16 protein-coding genes are annotated in these 21308 nt (G+C 70.9%); 15 read left to right on the forward strand and 1 reads right to left on the reverse strand.

Features of this window, described 5'->3' with window-relative positions; all coding sequences use genetic code 11:
• From BU52_RS23055 to BU52_RS23120, 14 genes are all read left to right on the forward strand, one after another.
• Nucleotides 1–1851, forward strand: a 1851-nt coding sequence (locus BU52_RS23055) for a peptidoglycan D,D-transpeptidase FtsI family protein (RefSeq protein WP_037937523.1), incomplete at its 5' end; no start/stop codon positions are given.
• A gap of 170 nt (nucleotides 1852–2021) precedes the next feature.
• Nucleotides 2022–3542, forward strand: coding sequence for a UDP-N-acetylmuramoyl-L-alanyl-D-glutamate--2,6-diaminopimelate ligase (locus BU52_RS23060; RefSeq protein WP_037937725.1), 1521 nt, complete (start codon nucleotides 2022–2024; stop codon nucleotides 3540–3542).
• A 4-nt stretch (nucleotides 3543–3546) separates the two neighbouring features.
• Nucleotides 3547–4962 (forward strand): UDP-N-acetylmuramoyl-tripeptide--D-alanyl-D-alanine ligase, encoded by a 1416-nt coding sequence (locus BU52_RS23065; protein WP_037937525.1) that lies wholly within the window; start codon nucleotides 3547–3549, stop codon nucleotides 4960–4962.
• Nucleotides 4962–6032: a phospho-N-acetylmuramoyl-pentapeptide-transferase gene (mraY, locus tag BU52_RS23070; protein WP_037937726.1), complete on the forward strand. Its 1071-nt coding sequence runs from the start codon at nucleotides 4962–4964 to the stop codon at nucleotides 6030–6032. The genes BU52_RS23065 and mraY overlap by 1 nt, the downstream gene beginning before the upstream one ends.
• Nucleotides 6014–7450: a UDP-N-acetylmuramoyl-L-alanine--D-glutamate ligase gene (gene murD / locus BU52_RS23075; RefSeq protein ID WP_037937526.1), complete on the forward strand. Its 1437-nt coding sequence runs from the start codon at nucleotides 6014–6016 to the stop codon at nucleotides 7448–7450. The genes mraY and murD overlap by 19 nt, the downstream gene beginning before the upstream one ends.
• Nucleotides 7451–7536: 86 nt before the next feature.
• The gene (gene ftsW, locus BU52_RS23080) at nucleotides 7537–8889 is read left to right on the forward strand and encodes a putative lipid II flippase FtsW (RefSeq protein WP_037937528.1); all 1353 of its coding nucleotides are present in this window, start codon (nucleotides 7537–7539) and stop codon (nucleotides 8887–8889) included.
• A 6-nt stretch (nucleotides 8890–8895) separates the two neighbouring features.
• Nucleotides 8896–9990, forward strand: coding sequence for an undecaprenyldiphospho-muramoylpentapeptide beta-N-acetylglucosaminyltransferase (gene murG / locus BU52_RS23085; protein ID WP_037937531.1), 1095 nt, complete (start codon nucleotides 8896–8898; stop codon nucleotides 9988–9990).
• Nucleotides 9991–10015: 25 nt separating this feature from the next.
• Nucleotides 10016–10819, forward strand: coding sequence for a cell division protein FtsQ/DivIB (locus BU52_RS23090; protein WP_037937534.1), 804 nt, complete (start codon nucleotides 10016–10018; stop codon nucleotides 10817–10819).
• A 287-nt stretch (nucleotides 10820–11106) separates the two neighbouring features.
• The gene (gene ftsZ, locus BU52_RS23095; protein ID WP_037937536.1) at nucleotides 11107–12300 is read left to right on the forward strand and encodes a cell division protein FtsZ; all 1194 of its coding nucleotides are present in this window, start codon (nucleotides 11107–11109) and stop codon (nucleotides 12298–12300) included.
• The gene (gene pgeF, locus BU52_RS23100) at nucleotides 12297–13025 is read left to right on the forward strand and encodes a peptidoglycan editing factor PgeF (RefSeq protein WP_037937537.1); all 729 of its coding nucleotides are present in this window, start codon (nucleotides 12297–12299) and stop codon (nucleotides 13023–13025) included. The genes ftsZ and pgeF overlap by 4 nt, the downstream gene beginning before the upstream one ends.
• Nucleotides 13026–13032: 7 nt before the next feature.
• Complete coding sequence (locus BU52_RS23105) at nucleotides 13033–13752, forward strand: YggS family pyridoxal phosphate-dependent enzyme (RefSeq protein WP_037937540.1); 720 nt, start codon at nucleotides 13033–13035, stop codon at nucleotides 13750–13752.
• Nucleotides 13753–13881: 129 nt separating this feature from the next.
• Nucleotides 13882–14523, forward strand: coding sequence for a cell division protein SepF (locus BU52_RS23110; RefSeq protein ID WP_037937542.1), 642 nt, complete (start codon nucleotides 13882–13884; stop codon nucleotides 14521–14523).
• Between the two features lie 49 nt (nucleotides 14524–14572).
• Nucleotides 14573–14863: a YggT family protein gene (locus BU52_RS23115; RefSeq protein ID WP_037937545.1), complete on the forward strand. Its 291-nt coding sequence runs from the start codon at nucleotides 14573–14575 to the stop codon at nucleotides 14861–14863.
• Nucleotides 14864–14915: 52 nt separating this feature from the next.
• A complete protein-coding gene (locus tag BU52_RS23120) occupies nucleotides 14916–16103 on the forward strand; it encodes a DivIVA domain-containing protein (RefSeq protein ID WP_037937548.1) in 1188 nt (395 codons plus the stop codon).
• A 221-nt stretch (nucleotides 16104–16324) separates the two neighbouring features.
• Here BU52_RS23120 and ileS read toward each other — a convergent pair whose 3' ends face one another.
• Entirely contained in the window at nucleotides 16325–19468 is a 3144-nt protein-coding gene (gene ileS / locus BU52_RS23125) for an isoleucine--tRNA ligase (protein ID WP_037937550.1), read from the reverse strand.
• Between the two features lie 578 nt (nucleotides 19469–20046).
• Here ileS and BU52_RS23130 point away from each other — a divergent pair.
• Nucleotides 20047–21255 carry a TraR/DksA family transcriptional regulator gene (locus tag BU52_RS23130; RefSeq protein ID WP_037937552.1) on the forward strand — a complete coding sequence of 403 codons (1209 nt, stop codon included), beginning with the start codon at nucleotides 20047–20049 and terminating at the stop codon, nucleotides 21253–21255.
• The last annotated feature ends 53 nt before the right edge of the window (nucleotides 21256–21308 follow it).

Below are 21308 nucleotides of genomic sequence, written 5' to 3' on the forward strand. Positions count from 1 at the left end.
GGCCCCCGCCCCGCGGCGCCGAAGGTCATCCGCCTGGGCAGCCCCCGCCCCCGGCTGCGCCTGGTCGGCGTGGGCCTGACCCTGGTCATGCTCGCCTTCGTCGTACGCCTGGTCCAGGTGCAGGCGGTCGACGCGAGCACCTACGCCGGCAAGGCGGAGCAGAACCGCTACGTGGGCCAGGTACTGGCCGCCGAACGCGGCGAGATCACCGACCGCAACGGCGTGGCTCTCGCGACCAGCGAGGACGCCTACGACATCACCGCCGACCCCACGATGTTCGCACCGGAGGAACTGGACATCGCCGACGGCCCCGAGCAGGCCGCAGCCCTCCTCGCCCCGATCCTCGGCGCGGACCAGGACGACCTGGTCGAGAAGCTTCGGCCGGAGAACGAGGCCCTGCGCTACGTCAAACTGGCCGGCCGCCAGACCCCGCAGGTCTGGAAGCAGATCAAGGACCTGAAGGCCGCACTCGCCAAGAAGGCGGAGACGGACGAGTCCACCGCCAACGTCCTGGCCGGCGTGTTCTCCGTGCCCACCAGCAAGCGGGTGTACCCCAACAACGAGCTCGCCGCCGGGATACTGGGCTGGGTCAACGCCGAGGGCAAGGGCGGCGGCGGCGTCGAACTGCAGCTGGACAAGCGGCTGGCCGGCGAGGACGGAAAGATCCGTTACGCCCAGTCCGGGGGTCGTCTGGTGCCCACCGCGGGCGGCTCCACCGAGACCCCGGCCGTGCCCGGCAGCGACATCGAGCTCACCATCGACCGTGACATCCAGTGGGCCGCGCAGAACGCCATCAGCGAGCAGGTGAGGAAGTCGGCGGCCGACCGCGGTTACGTCATCGTCCAGGACACCCGCACCGGTGAGGTCCTCGCGATGGCCAACGCACCCGGGTTCGACCCGGGCGACCTCTCCGAGGCCGATCCCAAGGCGCTCGGCAACGCGGCCCTCCAGGACGCCTTCGAACCCGGTTCCACGGCCAAGGTCCTCTCCATGGCCGCCGTCCTGGAGGAGAACGTCGCCACCCCGGGCACCCACGTCGTCGTGCCCAACCGGCTGCACCGCGGCGACCGGCTCTTCAAGGACGACGTCGACCACCCGACCTGGTACCTCACGCTCAACGGGGTGCTCGCCAAGTCCAGCAACATCGGCACCATCCTCGCCACCGGCCAGCTCGGCAGGACCCAGGCCCAGGCCAACAAGGTCCTCTACGACTACCTGCGCAGGTTCGGCCTCGGCAGCCACAGCGGGCTCGGCTTCCCCGGCGAGACCAAGGGCATCCTCGCCCCGCCCGACGAGTGGTCCACCTCCCAGCAGTACACGATCCCTTTCGGCCAGGGCGTGTCCATCAACGCCATGCAGGCCGCCTCCGTCTACTCGACCATCGCCAACGGCGGCGTCCGCGTCGAGCCCACCCTCGTGCGCGGATCCAAGGGCCCCGACGGACGCTTCACCCCCGCCCCGAAACCCGGCAAGACCCGCGTCGTCAGCGAGAAGACGGCGAAGACGCTCGCCCGGATGCTGGAGTCGGTCGTGGACGACGAGGAAGGCACCGGCACCAAGGCACGCATCCCGGGGTACCGGGTCGCGGGGAAGACGGGTACGGCGAACCGCGTGGATCCGGCCACCGGCAAGTACCACGGCTACACCTCGTCCTTCGCCGGCTTCGCGCCCGCCGACAAGCCCAGGATCACCGTCTACTGCGTCATCCAGAACGCCACCGAGGGCAGCTACTTCGGCGGCCAGATCTGCGGACCCGTGTACAAGCAGGTCATGGAGTTCGCCCTGAAGACCCTCCAGGTGCCGCCCACCGGTGCCGCCCCCGCCGCCCTCCCGGTCACCTTCACACCCTGACCCGTACCGAGCACCGAGCCCCCAGGAACCACCTCGTGACAACGATCACCCCCGATCCCGGGAACCAGAACACCCCCCGCCCCTCGCTTGGCCCCCCGGCCGGTGAGCCCGGTACGCTCACCGCCGTGCCACACGCCGATCAGTCCCAATCCGCCCAGAAGGGCCACCCCGTGACATATCCGGGACCGCCCCGTCCGGTTCAGGTCTCCGCCACACCCCTCGCGGAACTCGCCGGTCAGCTGGGTGCACCCGCGCCGGAGCAGGCCGCCGAGGTCACGGGCATCACCCATGACTCGCGGGCCGTCCGCCCCGGCGACCTGTACGCGGCCCTCCCGGGCGCCCGCGCCCACGGCGCCGACTTCGTCAACCAGGCCGCCGGCCTCGGCGCCGTCGCCGTGCTGACCGACCCGTCCGGCGCCGAGCGCGTCGCCGCGGCCGGACTGCCGGCGCTCGTGGTGGACGACCCGCGCGCCCGGATGGGCGAGCTGGCCGCCACCATCTACGGCCGGCCGGGCCGCGATCTGCTCCAGATCGGCATCACCGGAACCTCGGGCAAGACCACCACCGCCTATCTCGTCGAGGGCGGTCTGAGGACCGTGCGCAGCACCGGACTGATCGGCACCGTGGAGATGCGCATCGGTGACGAGCGCATCAAGTCCGAGCGCACCACGCCCGAGGCCACCGACCTCCAGGCGCTGTTCGCCGTCATGCGCGAGCGCGGCACCGAAGCGGTCGCCATGGAGGTCTCCAGCCATGCCCTGGTCCTCGGCCGGGTCGACGGCTGCGTCTTCGACATCGCCGTCTTCACCAACCTCAGCCCGGAGCACATGGAGTTCCACTCCGGGATGGAGGACTACTTCCAGGCCAAGGCGCAGCTGTTCACGCCCGCCCGCAGCCGGCTCGGCGTGGTCAACGTGGACGACGAGTACGGCCGCCGCCTCGTCAAGGAGGCCGGGGTCCCGGTCGTCACGTACTCCGCCGAGGGACACCCCGACGCCGACTGGCGCGCCGAGGACGTCGAAGTCGGTCCGCTGGACTCGACGTTCACCGTGGCCGGCCCCGAGGGCGAGCGGATCACCGCCCGCTCGCCGCTGCCGGGCCCCTTCAACGTGGCCAACACCCTGGCCGCGATCGTCGCCCTCGCCGTCGCCGGGCTCGACCCGCAGGCCGCCGCCGACGGCGTCGCCGCCGTTCCGGGCGTGCCGGGCCGGCTGGAGCGGGTGGACGCCGGGCAGCCGTACCTCGCCGTCGTCGACTACGCGCACAAGACCGACGCCGTGGAGTCGGTGCTGCGCGCCCTGCGCAAGGTGACCCAGGGGCAGGTGCACGTCGTGCTCGGCTGCGGCGGCGACCGTGACCGGACCAAGCGCGAGCCCATGGGCGCCGCCGCCGCGCGGCTCGCCGACACCGCCGTACTGACCTCCGACAACCCCCGTTCCGAGGACCCCCTCGCGATCCTCGCCACCATGCTCCAGGGCGCGGCCTCCGTGCCCGCCCACGAGCGCGGCGAGGTGCAGGTCTTCGAGGACCGGGCCGCCGCGATCGCCGCCGCCGTCGCCCGGGCACGGCCCGGCGACACCGTGCTGGTCGCGGGCAAGGGCCACGAGCAGGGGCAGGACATCGCCGGGGTGGTGCGTCCCTTCGACGACCGCCAGGTGCTTCGGGAAGCCATCAAGAAGACCCAGGGATGAACTTGTGATCGCCCTCTCCCTCGCCGAGATCGCTGAAGTCGTCGGCGGGCAGACGCACGACATACCGGATCCGTCCGTCCAGGTCACCGGGCCGGTGGTCCGGGACTCGCGGGAGGCGGGTCCGGGCAGCCTGTTCGTCGCCTTCGTCGGCGAGCGCGTGGACGGACACGACTACGCCGCCGCGGTCGTCGAGGCGGGAGCGGCCGCCGTGCTGGCCTCCCGGCCCGTCGGCGTGCCCGCGATCGTCGTCGAGGACGTCCAGGCCGCCCTCGGGGCCCTCGCCAGGTACGTCGTCGGCCGGCTCGGCGCCACCCTCGTCGCGCTGACCGGCTCGGCCGGCAAGACCAGCACCAAGGACCTCATCGCCCAGGTGCTCGGGAGCAAGGCGCCGACCGTCTTCACCCCCGGCTCCCTCAACAACGAGATCGGGCTGCCGCTCACCGCGCTCACCGCCACCGAGGAGACGAAGTTCCTGGTGCTGGAGATGGGAGCGCGCGGAATCGGCCACATCCGCTACCTCACCGGTCTGACACCGCCCAGGGTCGGCCTGGTCCTGAACGTCGGCTCCGCCCACATCGGCGAGTTCGGCGGCCGGGAGCAGATCGCCGAGGCCAAGGGCGAGCTGGTCGAGGCCCTGCCCCCGGCCGAGGAGGGCGGTATCGCGATCCTCAACGCGGACGACCCCTTCGTCCGGGCCATGGCCTCCCGTACGAAGGCGAAGGTGGTCCTTTTCGGAGAGTCCGACGAAGCGGACGTCTCCGCCGAGAACGTGCGACTCACGGACAGCGGACAGCCCTCCTTCAGGCTTCACACACCCTCCGGTGCATCCGATGTGACCATGCGCCTGTACGGTGAGCATCACGTGTCGAACGCGCTCGCCGCGGCCGCCGTCGCCCACGAGTTGGGCTTGTCCGCAGACGAGATCGCCCGCGCGCTCTCCGAGGCGGGCTCCCTCTCCCGCTGGCGGATGGAGGTCACCGAGCGCCCGGACGGCGTGACGGTCGTCAACGACGCCTACAACGCGAACCCCGAGTCCATGAAGGCCGCGCTGCGCGCGCTGGTGGCCATGGGCAAGGGACGCCGTACGTGGGCGGTGCTCGGCAAGATGGCCGAGCTCGGGGACGAGGCGCTCGCCGAGCACGACGCGGTCGGACGGCTCGCCGTCCGGCTCAACGTCAGCAAGCTCGTCGCGGTCGGGGGCAGGGAAGCCGCCTGGCTGCAACTGGGCGCATATAACGAGGGTTCGTGGGGTGAGGAGTCGGTGCACGTGTCCGACGCACAGGCGGCGGTCGACCTGTTGCGCAGCGAATTGCGCCCGGGAGACGTCGTTCTCGTGAAGGCGTCCCGTTCGGTCGGGCTCGAGAGCGTGGCGCAGGCGCTGCTCGAGACCGGTGCCGAGGGTGAGGTCGCCGCCCGATGATGAAGCAGATCCTGTTCGCAGGAGTCATTGGCCTCTTCCTGACCCTGGTCGGCACCCCGCTGCTGATCAAGCTGCTCGCCCGCAAGGGGTACGGGCAGTACATCCGTGACGACGGCCCGCGCGAGCACGCCAGCAAGCGCGGTACGCCGACGATGGGCGGTATCGCCTTCATCCTGGCGACGGTCGCCGCCTACTTCCTGTCCAAGGCGATCACCGGTTACACCCCGACGTATTCGGGTCTGCTGGTGCTCGGCCTCATGGTGGGCATGGGCATGGTCGGCTTCCTGGACGACTACATCAAGATCGTCAAGCGGCGGTCGCTGGGTCTGCGGGCCAAGGCCAAGATGGCCGGCCAGCTGATCGTCGGTATCGCCTTCGCGGTGCTCTCCCTGCAGTTCGCGGACGCCCGCGGTCAGACCCCGGCGTCCACCAAACTGTCGTTCATCACGGACTTCGGCTGGACCATCGGTCCGGTGCTGTTCGTGGTGTGGGCGCTGTTCATGATCCTCGCCATGTCCAACGGCGTGAACCTGACCGACGGTCTGGACGGCCTCGCCACCGGCGCCTCCGTCCTGGTCTTCGGCGCCTACACCTTCATCGGCGTCTGGCAGTTCCAGGAGTCCTGCGCCAACGGCGAGACGCTGACCAACCCGGGCGCCTGTTACGAGGTGCGCGACCCGTTGGATCTCGCGGTCGTCGCCTCCGCGCTGATGGGTTCCTGCCTCGGCTTCCTGTGGTGGAACACCTCCCCGGCCAAGATCTTCATGGGCGACACCGGTTCGCTGGCGCTCGGCGGTGTGCTCGCGGGCCTCGCGATCTGCTCCCGCACCGAGCTGCTGCTGGCCATCCTGGGCGGTCTGTTCGTCCTCATCACCATGTCGGTGGTCATCCAGGTCGGCTCGTTCAAGCTCACCGGCAAGCGCGTCTTCCGGATGGCGCCGCTCCAGCACCACTTCGAACTCAAAGGCTGGTCCGAAGTCCTCGTGGTGGTCCGTTTCTGGATCATCCAGGGCATCTGTGTGATCGTCGGACTCGGCCTCTTCTACGCGGGATGGGCAGCGGACAAGTGACCACCTCCTCGGTGCCTTTCGAATGTCAGGGCAAGCACGTCACCGTCGCCGGCCTCGGCGTCTCCGGCGTCCCGGCGGCCAAGGTGCTGCACGGGCTCGGCGCGAAGGTCACCGTCGTCAACGACGGGGACGACGCACGCGCGCGGGAGCAGGCCGCCGGACTGGAGGCGCTCGGTATCACCGTCCGCCTCGGCGACGGCGACACGCTTCCCGAGGGCACCGAGCTGATCGTCACCGCTCCCGGCTGGAGGCCGGACAAGCCGCTGTTCGCGGCCGCGGACGAGGCCGGGGTGCCGGTGTGGGGCGACGTCGAGCTCGCCTGGCGGCTCAGGAAGCCCGGCGCGGCCCCCTGGCTCGCGGTCACCGGCACCAACGGCAAGACCACCACCGTCCAGATGCTCGCCGCCATCCTGAAGGCGGCCGGGCTGCGCACCGCGGCCGTCGGCAACATCGGCGTCTCCCTCCTCGACGCGGTGCTCGGCGAGGAGGAGTACGACGTGCTCGCGGTGGAGCTGTCCAGCTACCAGCTCCACTGGGCGCCGTCCCTGCGCGCCCACTCCGCCGCCGTGCTCAACCTGGCCCCCGACCACCTCGACTGGCACGGCTCCATGGAGGCGTACGCCAGGGACAAGGGCCGTGTCTACGAGGGCAATCGCGTCGCCTGCGTCTACAACGTGGCCGACAAGGCCACCGAGGACCTGGTCCGCGAGGCCGACGTGGAGGAGGGCTGCCGCGCCGTCGGCTTCACCCTGGGCACGCCGGGCCCCTCCCAACTCGGCGTCGTGGAGGGCCTGCTGGTCGACCGCGCCTTCGTCGAGAACCGCCAGAAGAACGCCCAGGAACTCGCCGAGGTCTCCGACGTCAGGCCCGCGGCCCCGCACAACATCGCCAACGCCCTTGCGGCCGCCGCCCTCGCGCGGGCCTACGGGGTGCCCGCGGGCGCCGTACGGGAGGGCCTGCGTGCCTTCACCCCGGACGCCCACAGGATCGCGCACGTCGCCGACCTGGACGACGTCGCCTACGTCGACGACTCCAAGGCCACCAACACCCATGCCGCCGAGGCCTCGTTGGCCGCGTACGAGTCGATCGTGTGGATCGCCGGCGGCCTCGCCAAGGGCGCCACCTTCGACGAGCTGGTGGCGGGCTCGGCGAAGCGGCTGCGGGGTGCCGTGCTGATCGGCAGGGACCGTGCCCTGATCCGCGAAGCCCTAGCGCGACACGCCCCGGAAGTACCCGTCGTCGACCTCGACCGGACCGACACTGGGGCGATGCTCCAGGCCGTCCAGGAGGCGAAGCGGCTCGCACGGCCCGGCGACACGGTCCTGCTGGCCCCCGCCTGTGCCTCGATGGACATGTTCGCCAACTACGACAAGCGCGGTGACGCGTTCGCACAGGCGGTGCGCGAGCTCGGCGCCTGAATCCCGGCCGCCTGGCGCCGGGCGACCTTGGGAGGGACGCGTGGGACCGTCTAGGGCCTGTTGTCCGGTGTACGGCGGAGGTCGTGATGCCCAGTAGCCGTACCGGGCGCCCGCCCGTCCAGCGGGCCGCCCGGCGACCCGTCGTACCCGGGCCCCCGCGCGAGAACCCCTTCCGCGCCCTGGTCACCCGGGCGCGCCGGGCCTGGGACCGGCCGCTGACCGCGTACTACCTGATCCTCGGCGGCAGTCTGCTGATCACCGTGCTGGGCCTGGTGATGGTCTACTCGGCCTCCCAGATCACGGCGCTGCAGATGTCGCTGCCGGGCTCGTACTTCTTCCTCAAGCAGCTCCTGGCGGCCGGGATCGGCGCCGTCCTGCTGCTCGCGGCCTCCCGGATGCCGGTGAAGCTGCACCGTGCGCTGGCCTACCCCATCCTCGCGGGCGCCGTCGTCCTGATGATCCTGGTGCAGGTGCCGGGGATAGGAGTCGCGGTCAACGGGAACCAGAACTGGATCGCCGTCGGCAGTACCTTCCAGCTCCAGCCCAGTGAGTTCGGCAAGCTCGCGCTGGTGCTGTGGGGCGCCGATCTGCTGGCCCGCAAGCAGGACAAGCGGCTGCTGACCCAGTGGAAGCACATGCTGGTGCCGCTGGTGCCGGCCGCCTTCATGCTGCTCGGGCTGATCATGCTGGGCGGCGACATGGGTACGGCGATCATCCTGACGGCCATCCTGTTCGGTCTGCTGTGGCTGGCGGGAGCGCCGACCCGGCTGTTCGTCGGCGTGCTGTCGGTCGCCGCGCTGCTCGGCGCCGTCCTCATCCGCACCAGTCCCAACCGCATGGCCCGGCTCTCCTGCCTCGGCGCCACCGAGCCCCAGGCGGGCCCGGTCGACTGCTGGCAGGCCGTGCACGGGATCTACGCCCTCGCCTCCGGCGGAATCTTTGGTTCCGGACTTGGCGCGAGTGTGGAGAAATGGGGCCAACTGCCAGAAGCCCACACGGACTTCATCTTCGCCGTCACCGGTGAGGAACTGGGCCTGGCGGGGACGCTGTCGGTACTCGCCCTGTTCGCGGCTCTAGGCTATGCGGGTATCCGCGTGGCCGGACGCACGGAGGATCCCTTCGTGAGGTATGCCGCGGGAGGCGTGACCACCTGGATCACGGCCCAGGCCGTGATCAACATCGGTGCGGTGCTCGGTCTGCTGCCGATCGCCGGTGTCCCGCTCCCGCTGTTCTCCTACGGAGGGTCCGCCCTGCTGCCGACCATGTTCGCCATCGGGCTGCTGATCGCCTTCGCGCGTGAGGACCCCGCTGCGCGGATGGCGCTTGCGATGCGGCAACCCCGCTTTGGTAAAAAGCGGATCGGGGGTTCTCAGCGGCCCCGGAGATGGAACACGATGCGACGGCGCGCCCCGGTGGCGCGTTCGTCCGGAGAGCGGTGAATTTCGGTGCATGTCGTACTCGCCGGCGGAGGAACCGCGGGCCACATCGAGCCCGCGCTCGCCCTCGCGGACGCCCTGCGCAGGCAGGATCCGGCCGTGGGCATCACGGCCCTGGGCACGGAGCGCGGCCTCGAGACCCGTCTCGTACCCGAGCGCGGGTACGAGCTGGCGCTGATCCCCGCCGTACCGCTGCCACGCAAGCCCACCCCCGAGCTGATCACCGTCCCGGGCCGGCTGCGCGGCACCATCAAGGCGACCGAGCAGATCCTGGAGCGCACCAAGGCGGACGCCGTGGTCGGCTTCGGCGGATACGTCGCCCTGCCCGGCTACCTCGCGGCCAAGCGGCTCGGCGTGCCGATCGTGATCCACGAGGCCAACGCCCGGCCCGGTCTGGCCAACAAGATCGGCTCGCGCTACGCCACCCAGGTCGCCGTCTCCACGCCCGACAGCAAGCTGCGGAACGCCCGTTACATCGGCATCCCGCTGCGCCGCTCCATCGCCACCCTCGACCGGGCCGCCGTCCGCCCCGAGGCCCGCGCCGCGTTCGGGCTCGACCCCAACCTGCCGACGCTGCTGGTCACCGGCGGCTCGCAGGGCGCCCGCCGGCTCAACGAGGTCGTCCAGCAGGTCGCTCCGTGGCTCCAGCAGGCCGGTATCCAGATCCTGCACGCGGTCGGTCCGAAGAACGAACTGCCGCAGGTGCACCAGATGCCGGGAATGCCCCCTTACATCCCGGTAAGTTACCTGGACCGGATGGACCTCGCGTACGCCGCGGCCGACATGATGCTCTGCCGTGCGGGCGCGATGACCGTCGCCGAACTCTCCGCCGTCGGGCTCCCGGCCGCCTATGTCCCGCTGCCCATCGGCAACGGCGAACAGCGGCTCAACGCCCAGCCGGTGGTCAAGGCCGGCGGCGGACTGCTGGTCGACGACGCGGAACTGACGCCGGAGTGGGTGCAGCACAACGTGCTGCCGGTGCTCGCCGACCCGCACCGGCTGTACGAGATGTCCCGTGCCGCCGCCGAGTTCGGCCGCCGGGATGCCGACGACCTGCTCGTCGGCATGGTGTACGAGGCGATCGCCGCCCGTGCGCACCGTTAGACGCGGGTGACGGAGGGCAGGGAGCGTGGCCGGATCGACCACCGCGGAGCGCGGTGAACGCAAGCGGGAGTCCTCCGGCCCGCCGCTCGCCGGGCGGTTCGGGCGGTTCGGGCGACGGCGCTATCGTCGGATCATCGCATCGGCCGTCGTCCTGGTGTTCCTCGGCACCGGGGGGTTCTGGCTCCTCTACGGATCGGACCTGGTGCGCGTGGAGCGGGTCTCCGTCTCGGGGACCGACGTCCTGACGCCCGCCCGGGTGCGTGAGGCCGCCGACGTCCCCCTCGGCGAACAGCTGATCTCCGTGGACACCGAGGAGATCGAGGCCCGCCTGGCGAAGGTGCTGCCCCGCGTCGACACGGTCGACGTGGTCCGTTCGTGGCCGGACGAGATCACCCTGGACGTGACGGAGCGCACCCCCGTTCTTCTCGTCCACCGAGGCGGGAAGTTCATCGAAGTGGACCACGAAGGTGTCCGTTTCGCCACGGTTTCCAAGGCTCCCCGGGGAGTGCCCGAGCTGAAATGGGAAGTCCCGGGGACCGGTTCCGCGGCGGCCGGCCTGCGCCGCTTCGGCGAGGACCGGCTGACGCGGGAGGCGGTCCGGGTGGCCGGCGCCCTTCCGGGCCCCGTGGCGCGGGTGACCCGGAGCGTCAAGATCCGTTCCTACGACGCCATCTCGCTCGAGCTGACGGACGGCCGTACGGTCGACTGGGGGAGCGGCGAGAAGGGGGCCGAGAAGGGCCGGACTCTCACCGCGCTGATGAAAGCGGAGCCCCGCGCGCGGCACTTCGACGTCAGCGTTCCCACGGCCCCGGCGTCATCAGGGAGTTGACGCACATCAGCGCAGGCCAGCACCCTGGTTGGGCAGCGCTATGGCTGATCACATAGGGTGAAAAGAAAAACGGGAGGTTCGGCGTGTTCGTTGAACGTGCGCCACTTGTCGACTTAGTGTCCTGTTCAGAAGACTCCAGGGAACAGACACACTGGTAACCCTAAACTTCAAGGTTAGGGTTCGGGTCGGCGCTACGGACCGTCCCATTCGGCATCAGTCGTCGGATCGCGGGGCATCAGTGCCTCAGCGGTCGGGCGACACGTAACTCGAGGCGAGAGGCCTTCGACGTGGCAGCACCGCAGAACTACCTCGCAGTCATCAAAGTCATCGGTGTCGGCGGCGGTGGTGTCAATGCCATCAACCGGATGATCGAGGTCGGTCTCAAGGGCGTCGAGTTCATCGCCATCAACACCGACGCGCAAGCCCTGTTGATGAGCGACGCCGACGTCAAGCTCGACGTCGGCCGTGAACTCACCCGCGGACTCGGCGCCGGAGCCAACCCGGCCGTCGGCCGCAAGGCCGCCGAGGACCACCGCGAGGAGATCGAGGAGGTCCTCAAGGGGGCCGACATGGTCTTCGTGACGGCCGGTGAGGGCGGCGGCACCGGCACCGGCGGCGCGCCCGTCGTGGCCAACATCGCCCGCTCGCTCGGCGCCCTCACCATCGGTGTGGTCACGCGCCCGTTCACCTTCGAGGGGCGGCGCCGCGCGAACCAGGCCGAGGACGGCATCGCGGAGCTCCGCGAAGAGGTCGACACCCTCATCGTGATTCCGAACGACCGGCTGCTCTCCATCTCCGACCGCCAGGTGTCGGTCCTCGACGCCTTCAAGTCGGCGGACCAGGTCCTGCTCTCCGGTGTCCAGGGCATCACCGACCTCATCACCACCCCCGGTCTGATCAACCTCGACTTCGCCGACGTCAAGTCGGTCATGTCCGAGGCCGGTTCCGCCCTCATGGGCATCGGCTCGGCCCGCGGCGACGACCGCGCGGTGGCCGCCGCCGAGATGGCCATCTCCTCGCCGCTGCTCGAAGCCTCCATCGACGGTGCCCGCGGGGTGCTGCTCTCCATCTCCGGCGGCAGCGACCTCGGTCTGTTCGAGATCAACGAGGCCGCCCAGCTGGTCAGCGAGGCCGCCCACCCCGAGGCCAACATCATCTTCGGCGCGGTGATCGACGACGCCCTCGGCGACGAGGTCCGCGTCACCGTGATCGCGGCCGGCTTCGACGGCGGCCAGCCGCCCTCCAAGCGGGACAACGTCCTCGGTTCGTCCTCGGCCAAGCGCGAGGAGCCCGCCCCGGCCCGGCAGCCGGAGAGCCGCCCGTCCTTCGGCTCGCTCGGCAGCGTGACGCCGAAGGAGGACCCGGAGCCGGTGGCGCCGGAGCCGGTGGCCGACATCCCCGTCGTCCAGCCCCCGGTCCCGCCGTCGCGGACCTACGACAGCGCGGCCGAGGAACTGGACGTGCCGGACTTCCTGAAGTGATAGGACAGCGCGAGAGCGTGAGCGGCGCCCACTTCGCCTTCACCGACCGGTGGGGCGGGGTGAGCGCCGCTCCGTACGAGGAGCTCAACCTCGGCGGAGCGGTCGGCGACGACCCCGGCGCCGTACGCGCCAACCGCGAACGGACCGCCAGGTCCCTCGGTGTGGACCCCGCCCGGGTGGTCTGGATGAACCAGGTCCACGGGGCCGACGCCGTCGTGGTCGACGAGCCGTGGGGCGACCGTCCGGTGCCGGAGGTCGACGCGATCGTCACCGCGCGGCGCGGACTCGTCCTCGCGGTGCTCACCGCCGACTGCGTGCCGGTGCTGCTCGCCGACCCCGTGGCCGGGGTCGTCGCCGCGGCGCACGCGGGCCGGCCCGGGCTGGTCGCCGGGGTGGTCCCCGCCGCCGTCCGGGCCATGGCCGGACTCGGTGCCGACCCGGCCCGGATCGTCGCCCGCACCGGACCCGCCGTGTGCGGCCGGTGCTACGAGGTGCCGGAGGCGATGCGTGCCGAGGTGGCCGCCGTCGAGCCGGCCGCGCACGCCGTGACGAGCTGGGGCACACCGGCGGTCGACGTGGCCGCGGGCGTGCACGCCCAGCTCGAACGGCTCGGGGTGCGCGACCGGGAACGGTCGCCGGTGTGCACGCTGGAGTCGCCGGATCACTTCTCGTACCGCCGCGACCGCACCACGGGGCGGCTCGCGGGCCACGTGTGGCTGGACTGAATGGGACATGACGAACCGTAGGGACGAACTCGCCGCGAACCTGGCGAGAGTGGAGGAGCGGATCGCCGCCGCGTGCGCCGCCGCCGGACGCGCGCGTGACGAGGTGACCCTCATCGTGGTCACCAAGACCTACCCGGCGAGCGATGTGCGGATCCTGTCGGAACTCGGTGTGCGCCACGTCGCCGAGAACCGTGACCAGGACGCCGCCCCCAAGGCCGCCGCGTGTGCGGATCTGCCCCTTGTGTGGCACTTCGTCGGCCAGCTTCAGACCAACAAGGTGCGGTCTGTGGTCGGTTACGCCGACGTCGTGCAGTCCGTGGACCGTTCCCGGCTGGTGACGGCTCTCTCCAGGGAGGCCGTGCGGGCCGGCCGCGAGATCGGCTGCCTGATCCAGGTGGCGCTCGACGCCGGAGCGAGCGGCCGGGGAGAGCGCGGGGGTGTCGCGCCCGGCGGCGTCGAGGAGTTGGCCGGCCTGGTGGCCGGGGCGGAGGGGCTGCGGCTCGACGGACTGATGACTGTCGCCCCGCTCACCGGGGAATACGCCGGGCGTGAACAGGCGGCGTTCGAGCGGTTGATGGATTTGTCGACCGACCTGCGCCGGGTCCGTCCGACTGCGACCATGGTCTCGGCAGGGATGAGTGCGGACCTCGAACAGGCCGTGGCCGCCGGAGCGACACATGTGCGCGTCGGCAGTGCGGTACTCGGAGTCCGCCCCAGGCTCGGGTAACGTCGCCAGGAAGTCGGACCACAGCAGAAAATATGGTCAGTTCCGCCGAACAGCGGACGTAAAGACCTAGTGGATCGCGGGCACTTGGCGGTCGTCAGCGGATCCACCACAGAGCGGAGGACTCGGAGCATGGCCGGCGCGATGCGCAAGATGGCGGTCTACCTCGGCCTCGTGGAGGACGATGGGTACGACGGCCGCGGATTCGACCCAGACGACGACTTTGAACCCGAACTCGACCCGGAGCCCGAGCGGGACCACCGGCGGCACGAGCCGTCGCACCAATCCCACGGCGCACATCAACCCCAAAGGGACGAAGAGGTACGAGTCGTACACCCTCCCGCGCCGCGCGAACCGGTCGCCCGTGCCGCTTCGCTCCCCGCGGAATCGCCACGCCCGGCGCGGATCGCGCCCGTGGCATCCATCACACAAGAACGCGCGAGCCTGGAGAAGAACGCACCGGTGATCATGCCCAAGGTCGTGTCGGAACGAGAGCCTTACCGGATCACCACGCTTCACCCCCGGACCTACAACGAGGCCCGTACCATCGGGGAACACTTCCGTGAGGGAACTCCGGTGATCATGAATCTGACTGAGATGGACGACACAGACGCCAAGCGACTTGTCGACTTTGCGGCCGGTTTGGTGTTTGGTCTTCACGGCAGCATCGAGCGGGTGACGCAGAAGGTGTTCCTGTTGTCGCCTGCTAACGTCGATGTCACGGCGGAGGACAAGGCCCGCATCGCAGAGGGCGGGTTCTTCAACCAGAGCTGAGACGCAGTACCGGATCGAGCAGGGCACAGGGGAGAGGGAAAAGCAGGCCATGGGCGTGTTCGCGCAGGTGATCTACATCGCGCTGATGGTGTTCCTCATCGTGCTCATCTTCCGGTTGGTCATGGACTATGTGTTCCAGTTCGCCCGCTCGTGGCAACCCGGCAAGGCGATGGTGGTCGTCCTGGAGGCCACCTACACTGTCACCGATCCACCGCTGAAGCTTCTGCGGCGGTTCATCCCGCCGCTGCGTCTCGGGGGCGTGGCGCTCGACCTGTCCTTCTTCGTCCTGATGATCATCGTCTACATCCTGATCTCGATCGTGGGCAATCTCGCGAGGTGACTGTGGACGATACGGTCTTGCCGACTGCCGATGACTACGTTGAGGTGAAGAGATGCCGTTGACCCCCGAGGACGTGCGGAACAAGCAGTTCACGACCGTCCGCCTCCGAGAAGGCTATGACGAGGACGAGGTCGATGCCTTCCTCGACGAGGTCGAAGCCGAACTGACGCGCCTGCTCCGCGAGAACGAGGACCTGCGCGCCAAGCTGGCCGCGGCCACGCGCGCGGCCGCCCAGAACCAGCAGAACATGCGCAAGCCTCCCGAGCAGCAGGACCAGCAGCAACAGCAGGGGCCGCCCCCGGGCATGCCCCAGCAGGGCATGCGAGGTCCCGGCGCTCCCGTGCCCGCCGGCATATCGGGCCCGCCGCAGCAGCAGATGGGTGGCCCCATGGGTGGCCCGCCCCAGCTGCCGAGCGGTGCTCCTCAGCTGCCCGCCGGCCCCGGCGGACAGGGCGGCCCGCAGGGTCCCGGCCCCATGGGTCAGGGTCCCGGGCCGATGGGCCAGGGTCCCGGGCCGATGGGCCAGGGCGGTCCGATGGGCCAGGGCGGCCCGATGCAGGGGCAGATGGGCCCCGGTGGCCCGATGGGCGGTCCCATGGGCGGCCCCGGTATGCCCGGTCAGCAGGGCCCCGGTGGCGACAGCGCCGCGCGGGTGCTGTCGCTGGCTCAGCAGACCGCCGACCAGGCGATCGCGGAGGCCCGTTCCGAGGCCAACAAGATCGTGGGTGAGGCGCGTTCGCGTGCCGAGGGCCTCGAGCGGGACGCCCGCGCCAAGGCCGACGCCCTGGAGCGGGACGCGCAGGAGAAGCACCGCGTCGCGATGGGCTCCCTGGAGTCCGCCCGCGCCACGCTGGAGCGCAAGGTCGAGGACCTGCGCGGCTTCGAGCGCGAGTACCGCACGCGGTTGAAGTCCTACCTGGAGTCCCAGCTGCGTCAACTGGAGACCCAGGCGGACGACTCGCTCGCCCCGCCGCGCCAGCCCGCGAGCGCCGCTCCGTCGCTGCCGCCGTCCCCGGCGCCCTCGATGGCCCCGGCCGGTGCCGGCGCGCCGTCCTACGGCGGCAACCAGGGCATGGGTGGCGGCCCCGGCGGTCCCTCCGGCCCGTCGTACGGCGGTCAGCAGCAGATGCAGCCGGCGATGACCCAGCCGATGGCGCCGGTGCGTCCGCAGGGCCCGTCGCCGATGGGCCAGGCGCCCTCGCCGATGCGTGGCTTCCTGATCGACGAGGACGACAACTGACGGCCCCGTGGCCATGAGTACGGCGTAGCAGTCGGCAGCGTTCAGGGCGGGGCCCCGGGTTCACCAACCCGGGGCCCCGCCCTTTCGCTACGCGTGTTCACGGAGTATGCGGCGTTTGTTCGGCCCTGGGCGGGATGTGCGACGTACGCCATGCCGAAGGCCCGGGTCCGCCGAGAAATCTCCTCGGCGGACCCGGGCCTTTGTGTCTCCCGGCTGTGCCCCTACGCCTTGCGCAGGCGGAACGTCAGCGACAGCCCCTCGTCCGTGAACGTGTGCCCGTACGTGCCGTCGGCCTCGCCCTGGGCGAAGTCCGTCGCCAGGACCTCGTCGGCGATCAGGGCGGCGTGCTCCGTCAGTGCGGCGACGGTCGCGGGCTCCGTGGCCGTCCAGCGCAGGGCGATGCGGTCGGCCACGTCGAGGCCGCTGTTCTTACGGGCCTCCTGGATCAGCCGGATCGCGTCACGGGCGAGACCCGCGCGGCGCAGCTCCTCCGTGATCTCCAGGTCCAGGGCGACCGTGGCACCGGCGTCGGACGCCACCGACCAGCCCTCGCGCGGGGTCTCCGTGATGATCACCTCGTCCGGGGCGAGCGTCACCGTCTCACCGTCGACCTCCACCGAGGCCGTGCCCTCGCGCAGCGCCAGGGACAGCGCGGCGGCGTCCGCGTTCGTGATCGCCTTCGCCACGTCCTGGACCCGCTTGCCGAACCGCTTGCCCAGCGCACGGAAGTTGGCCTTCGCCGTGGTGTCCACCAGGGAGCCGCCCACCTCGGACAGCGACGCCAGGGACTCGACGTTCAGCTCCTCCGTGATCTGCGCGTGCAGTTCGGGGCCCAGGCGGTCGAAGCCGCCCGCCGCGATCAGCGCGCGCCTCAGCGGCTGGCGGGTCTTCACGCCCGACTCCGCGCGGGTGGCACGGCCCAGCTCCACGAGCCGCCGCACCAGCACCATCTGCTGCGACAGCTCCGGGTCGATCGCGGACGGGTCCGCCTCCGGCCAGGAGGACAGGTGCACCGACTCCGGCGCGCCCGGGGTGACCGGAACGATCAGGTCCTGCCAGACCCGTTCGGTGATGAAGGGGGTCAGCGGTGCCATCAGCTGGGTGACCGTGCGCACCACGTCGTGGAGGGTGCGCAGCGCGGCCTTGTCGCCCTGCCAGAAGCGGCGGCGTGAGCGGCGCACGTACCAGTTGGACAGGTCGTCGACGAACGCGGACAGCAGCTTGCCCGCCCGCTGGGTGTCGTAGGAGTCCAGCGCCTGGGTCACCTGGTCGGTGAGCGCGTGCAGTTCGGACAGGAGCCAGCGGTCGAGGACGGGACGGTCGGTCGGGGCCGGGTCGGCCTCGCTCGGCGCCCAGTTCGACGTACGGGCGTACAGGGCCTGGAAGGCGACCGTGTTCCAGTACGTCAGCAGCGTCTTGCGGACGACTTCCTGGATGGTGCCGTGTCCCACGCGCCGGGCCGCCCACGGCGAACCGCCTGCCGCCATGAACCAGCGGACCGCGTCCGCGCCGTGCTGGTCCATCAGCGGGATCGGCTGCAGGATGTTGCCCAGGTGCTTGGACATCTTGCGGCCGTCCTCGGCGAGGATGTGACCGAGGCAGACCACGTTCTCGTACGACGACTTGTCGAAGACCAGCGTGCCGATGGCCATCAGGGTGTAGAACCAGCCGCGGGTCTGGTCGATGGCCTCGCAGATGAACTGCGCCGGGTAGCGGGCCTCGAACAGTTCCTTGTTCTTGTACGGGTAGCCCCACTGCGCGAACGGCATCGAACCCGAGTCGTACCAGGCGTCGATGACCTCCGGCACGCGCGTGGCCGTCTTTCCGCAGCCCTCGTGGCGACAGGCGAAGGTGACCTCGTCGATGTACGGGCGGTGCGGGTCGAGGGCGGACTGGTCGGTGCCGGTCAGCTCGGTGAGCTCGGCACGGGAGCCGACGACCGTGAGGTGATCGTCCTCGCAGCGCCAGATCGGCAGCGGGGTGCCCCAGTAGCGGTTGCGGGACAGCGCCCAGTCGATGTTGTTGTTCAGCCAGTCGCCGTACCGGCCGTGCTTGACCGTGTCCGGGAACCAGTTGGTGTTCTCGTTCTCCCGCAGCAACTGCTCCTTGACGGCCGTCGTGCGGATGTACCACGACGGCTGCGCGTAGTAGAGCAGCGCGGTGTGGCAGCGCCAGCAGTGCGGGTAGCTGTGCTCGTACGGGATGTGCTGGAAGAGCAGGCCGCGCTCGTCGAGGTCCGCGGTGAGCTTCTCGTCGGCCTTCTTGAAGAAGACGCCGCCGACCAGGGGGACGTCCTCCTCGAAGGTGCCGTCGGGGCGGACGGGGTTCACGACGGGCAGGCCGTAGGAGCGGCAGACCTTGAGGTCGTCCTCACCGAAGGCGGGTGACTGGTGGACCAGGCCCGTACCGTCCTCGGTGGTGACGTACTCGGCATTCACCACGTAGTGCGCCGGCTCGGAGAACTCCACCAGCTCGAAGGGGCGCCGGTAGGTCCAGCGCTCCATCTCCGCGCCGGTGAAGGTCTGGCCGGTGGTCTCCCAGCCCTCGCCCAGGGCCTTGGCGACGAGCGGCTCGGCGACGACCACCTTCTCCTCGCCGTTGGTGGCGACGACGTAGGTCACCTCGGGGTGCGCGGCGACGGCCGTGTTGGAGACCAGGGTCCAGGGGGTGGTCGTCCACACCAGGAGCGCGGCCTCGCCGGCCAGCGGGCCCGAGGTGAGCGGGAAGCGGACGTAGACCGACGGGTCGACGACCGTCTCGTAGCCCTGGGCCAGCTCGTGGTCGGACAGGCCGGTCCCGCAGCGGGGGCACCAGGGGGCGACGCGGTGGTCCTGGACCAGCAGGCCCTTGCTGAAGATCTCCTTCAGCGACCACCAGACGGACTCGATGTACTCGGGGTCCATCGTGCGGTACGGGTCCTGCAGGTCGGCCCAGTAGCCCATGCGGGTCGTGAGCTCTTCGAAGGCGTCGGTGTGGCGGGTCACCGACTCACGGCACTTCGCGTTGAACTCGGCGATGCCGAACGCCTCGATGTCCTGCTTGCCGGAGAAGCCGAGCTCCTTCTCGACCGCCAGCTCCACGGGCAGGCCGTGGCAGTCCCAGCCGGCCTTGCGGGCCACGTGGTAGCCGCGCATGGTGCGGAAGCGGGGGAAGACGTCCTTGAAGACGCGGGCCTCGATGTGGTGGGCGCCCGGCATGCCGTTGGCGGTGGGCGGACCCTCGTAGAACACCCATTCGGGGCGGCCCTCGGACTGCTCCAGGCTCTTGGCGAAGATCTTCTGCTCACGCCAGAAGTCGAGCACCGCGTGCTCGAGGGCGGGCAGGTCGACCTGGGCGGGTACCTGGCGGTACGTCGGCGATGTCATCAGCGGGCTTCCTCCGGCGGACTTGCTGCCTTCCGTCCGGAGGGACGAGAGCTGTTTCGATCCCTGCGCCGCCGTCGGCGCGCTCCCGCGGTACCACCCTCCTTGGCCCTCCGGCGCGGCGCGCGCTCCGGTGAGCCCCCTCATTGGGGTCGCGATGCCGGTTCTACCGCCCCCGCGGGGGTTTCTTCCGGCGGCTCCGGGGTGATCTTCACGTCGCGCTCACCCCCGGGCTCCCACCGTCCCCGGGTCGCTCTGGGCTGCGTACGCCGCTACTCGTCCCCATCCACGCTTTTCGCTCCGCCCAGTGTACGGCGCGGCGCGGACAGCGGCCGACCGGTTTTCCGCCGGGGTATGACCGGGAATGCCCCGAATGGCGAGGTGTGCGCGTTCGCATTCCAGGACGTCCGTCCGGGCGGCATACCCGGCGGGGAGCTGGGCACAACGGATGCAGGCTCACCTCGCGGCATTCGTGGCGCGGGGGAATCGAGCGGTGCGCCCCGTTGCCGCGGGACTCGAGTCGATTTATCGTCCCAGCACGATTCGCGCGCAAGATCACAATATGTGAAGGGGCCGCGGCCATGGTGGCGAAGAGGACCGCTGCACAGCAGCCGGCGCCGTCCGGCGGGCCCGGACCGGCTCCCGACGGTGGGACCAGGGGTTCGGGCGCGAGCAAGGGCACGCGGGCCACGCCACAGGCCGGCACCGCGGCGGAGCGGCAGCCCTCGCAGCACCCCTCCGCGAAGGCCCCCGCGAAGAGGACCGCTGCCGCCCGGAAGCCGGCGGCAGGCACGGCGGCACCCTCCGGGGAGAAGGCGGCGTCCCGGACGTCCTCCGCGAAGAAGCGGCCGGCCAGGACGCCCGCCGCGAAGGTGCGGCAGGTCAGGGAAGCGCCGGAGGAAGCGGCTCCGAAGCCGGCCGCCACCGGCAAGGCCTCCGCGGGAGGGGCGGCGGTGGCGAAGGACGCGGCGGGGAAGGCTCCCGTCAAGAGGACGGCGCGGGCGGCGCCCGCCCGGGGAGCGGCGGCGGACGAGGCGTCCGCCGGGAAGGCGGGTAAGGCTGCCGCTGGGGAGACCCGGGGGAAGAGGGCGTCGGCAGGGGCGGGCGCCGGCAGGAAGGCGGCGAAGAAGGCGGTGGGGCGGAAGGGCGGCGGTGAGGGGGCCGCCGCGGCACGCGGGAGCTCCGGTGGGGAGCGCGCGGGCGCCGCCGGGACCAGTGGGTCCACTCAGGATGTGGCCGGGCACAGCGCGGCCGATGACGCGGGCGCGGCCGAGGCCGCGGCGCAGACGGGAGTGACGACGGTGGGTGCGAAGAAGACCCCTGGCCCGGCGGCCACGGCGGCCACGGCGGCGAAGACCGCCGTACCCAAGGCCCGGATCGGCGCGGTGGAGGCGGGCGAGCTCGCGGTGCGTCCGGGCGAGGAGCCCTGGACTCCCGAAGAGGTCGAGGAGGCGCGGACCGAGCTGATGTCCGAGGTGCTGCGGCTGCGCGAGGAGATCACCAACTCCGAACAGTCCCTGGCCGGCCTGATGCGGGACTCCGGCGACGGCGCGGGCGACGACGACGCCGACACGGGCACCAAGAACATCACGCGCGAGCACGAACTCGCGCTCGCCGCGAACGCGCGCGAGATGCTCAGCCAGTTCGAGCGCGCCCTCGAGCGGCTCGACGCCGGCACCTACGGCCTGTGCGAGAACTGCGGCAACCCCATCGGCAAGGCCCGGACGCAGGCCTTCCCCCGGGCCACGCTGTGCGTCGAGTGCAAGCAGAAGCAGGAGCGCAGGTACTGATCGGCGGCCGCGCAGGTCGTGCCGTACCCTCGTCCTCAGTCAGGTACCTAGGC

Source organism: Streptomyces toyocaensis (assembly GCF_000725125.1).
GTDB classification, from domain to species: Bacteria; Actinomycetota; Actinomycetes; order Streptomycetales; family Streptomycetaceae; genus Streptomyces; species Streptomyces toyocaensis.